This is a genomic window from Streptomyces sp. NPDC005803 (assembly GCF_040630435.1).
Classification (GTDB): Bacteria; Actinomycetota; Actinomycetes; order Streptomycetales; family Streptomycetaceae; genus Streptomyces.
In genome coordinates this window covers 1-2,284 of sequence record NZ_JBEXXO010000071.1, presented here as the reverse complement: position 1 = coordinate 2,284, position 2,284 = coordinate 1, and the positions used below count along the sequence as shown (strand labels likewise).

The 2,284-nt window shown below is 69.0% G+C and carries 6 protein-coding genes; all 6 read right to left on the bottom strand.

Annotated features, from left to right (window positions below; all coding sequences use genetic code 11):
- A partial coding sequence (locus tag ABZ454_RS38735; RefSeq protein ID WP_359544119.1) for a hypothetical protein occupies positions 1 to 338 on the bottom strand: 338 nt, incomplete at its 3' end.
- 97 nt (positions 339 to 435) lie between these two features.
- Positions 436 to 633, bottom strand: a complete 198-nt coding sequence (locus tag ABZ454_RS38730; protein WP_359544118.1) for a hypothetical protein — start codon at positions 631 to 633, stop codon at positions 436 to 438.
- A 16-nt stretch (positions 634 to 649) separates the two neighbouring features.
- On the bottom strand, positions 650 to 1,054 hold the full coding sequence (locus tag ABZ454_RS38725) for a hypothetical protein (RefSeq protein ID WP_359544117.1): 405 nt from the start codon (positions 1,052 to 1,054) through the stop codon (positions 650 to 652).
- Complete coding sequence (locus ABZ454_RS38720; protein ID WP_359544116.1) at positions 1,051 to 1,479, bottom strand: hypothetical protein; 429 nt, start codon at positions 1,477 to 1,479, stop codon at positions 1,051 to 1,053. The genes ABZ454_RS38725 and ABZ454_RS38720 overlap by 4 nt, the downstream gene beginning before the upstream one ends.
- Positions 1,480 to 1,493: 14 nt before the next feature.
- Positions 1,494 to 1,853: a GIY-YIG nuclease family protein gene (locus ABZ454_RS38715; RefSeq protein ID WP_359544115.1), complete on the bottom strand. Its 360-nt coding sequence runs from the start codon at positions 1,851 to 1,853 to the stop codon at positions 1,494 to 1,496.
- Positions 1,854 to 2,284, bottom strand: a 431-nt coding sequence (locus ABZ454_RS38710) for a hypothetical protein (RefSeq protein WP_359544114.1), incomplete at its 5' end; no start/stop codon positions are given. It lies immediately after the preceding gene.

Below are 2,284 nucleotides of genomic sequence, written 5' to 3'. Positions count from 1 at the left end.
GCCCGGTTGAGGTCCACAAGGCCGTCCATGATGTGCCGCTGTGACGCCGCCGTGAGCCGCTGGTTGTACGGGGGCCGGGTGCGGTACTCGCCGGCGGCGATCCGGAAGAGGACCGTGTCCGGCTGCGCGGGATGACCGAGAACGTTCCGGTGGAAGAGGGCTGGCAGGCTGCGCAGGGATTCCGCCGGCAGGTCCGCAGCGGCCCGCTCCAACGTCCTCACGACGGTATGCAAGCGCTCCTCCCGCTTCGCCGACGTGTTGATGTCGGGGTCTGCCAGGGCCCGCCGTAGGGCGGTACGAAGCTGGCGGAGTGCGGGCGGCGTCGCGGGCGGCGTCATGGGAGCAGGGTAGAGCGGGCCGGCGCGGTGATGCAGAATGTGCGACGAAGCCCCGCCGGAGGTCGAGTCCGGCGGGGCTTCATAATGCGCAGGAGACCTACGTTGCGCTGATCAGCTCGCCGTCCGGCGAGACGTCGACACCGAGGCCCGTGAACCATTCGCAGAGGGCATCAACGATGTCCGCGCCGTCCCAGCCGCCCTCGTCGTCCTCGATCTCCGCCTTGATCTTGTTGTAGAGGGCGACGATTCTTGCGCCCTCGGCGGTCGACGGGTCGAATTTCAGTGCGTGCGCCACGAGGGGCGTCCTTCCGTCAGGTAGTGGTTTCGACGAGGTGCGCGAACCGCTCGTCAGGGCCGAGGCCGATACGGGTTGCCGGCGGGTACTCCATGGACGAGGTGGCGTGGCACGTCGTCGTGTGGTCGTCGCCGTCGAGCTGGACCTCGACGTACTGGCCGGCGAAGCCGACGATCTTGCCCGGGCGGCCGTTGTGCTTGATGCCCAGGCCGACGGAGAGGTCGAGGCCGTAGTAGTTGCGGATATGGTCGCGGCTGTTCTCGATCCGGTCCCGGATGCTGCGGGCGTCCTCGCGGAGCTCCTCAATCCGGTCCTCGGTGCGCATGCGCTCCTCGAACGTGGCGCACAGGTACAGGTCGTCGGACAGCTTGCGGGCCTGGCGCTCGAAGGCGGCGATGTCGGTGAAGATGGCGGCGGTCACGTGTTGTTCTCCCGTCGTGCGGTGTCGACGCGGGCCCGGTTGTGGGCGAGCCAGTCGTTCCAGAGGTCGTTGGCCTTGATGAAGGCGACGAGGCGCTCCATCCGGTCGTGCCCCATCTTGGTGTTGAGCTGGGCATTGTGGCGGCCGTCTGCGAGGTAGCCGACGAGGGTGTCTTTGCGCTGGTGGAAGTAGTAGCGCTGGGTCTCGCGCAGGGAGATGCGGTCCCAGGTCTCACGTTCGTTGTAGGCCGCGTCGTTGTGCCAGAACATGTCGCGGTGGTTGTTCTCGCTGCGGCCGACGGCGCCGATGGCCTCGCAGGCGGCCATCCAGTGTGCGTCGGCCTCGGGGGTGCCAGCGGCCCGGAGGGCGGCGACACGGTCCTCGTAGCCCTCCGGGCGGGGCAGGTACTCGGGCGGGGCGGTCATGGTGTCCTCTCGGGTCAGATGACGGGTGCCGCGGGGGCGTGGATGGGGGTGAGGTCGTATCCGGCTTCTGCGAGGCGCAGCAGCCACTCCTTGCCGTACCTCGGGATGGGCTTGCCCATGAGGGGCTTGTCGTCGACGGCGGCCTGGTACTCCACCACGGCGGCCGCGTAGTCGTCCTTGTGCCAGGTGGTCATCGTGCGGGACGGGTCGACCTGCGGCCACCACGGCTTCTTGGCGTGCTCGCCCAGTCGGCGTGCCGGGTCGATGGAGCTGCCGACGTAGAGGGAACGGCCCTCCGCGTCGTAGAGGCGGTATACGGCGGCGGGGTCGGGGTTCTCGCGCCTCGGGATGATGAGGGGATAGCGGTAGCGCACTCAGCTGTCCTTACTGTGCTCGGCGGGCTTGGGCCCGGGGAGGGTGTGCCAGATGTCGGCGAAGCGGCGGACCTGGTAGGCCAGGCAGACCGGGCCGGCGGCCAGTTCCTGAACGATCGGCGCGTGCTCCTGGAAGCGCTTCGTGCGGATGATCTGGCCGGCGCGGGTCGGGCTGACGCCGAGGATCTTGGCGACTTCGGTGCGGCCGGCCAGATCGGGGAGGGGGATGTGTTCGGTGTTGCGGCGGTCCAGCTCTTCCTCTGTCAGAACTTCGATGCCAACGACGGCGGCGCGGCCGTAGGCGGCGTGCATGGCCCGGTCGCAGACGGTGAGGGCGTCGTCCTGGGCGCGTTCGATGGTGGGGGCGTCCACGAGGACGCGCATGGCGAAGTTTCCGTTCGGGGCCTCGCTGACGGAGGGGTGGTGGCCCG

What these genes read in the sequence shown, in the direction of transcription:
- ABZ454_RS38720 (WP_359544116.1), bottom strand. Translation starts at nt 1,479, where the DNA reads ATGACCGCCCCGCCCGAGTACCTGCCCCGCCCGGAGGGCTACGAGGAC.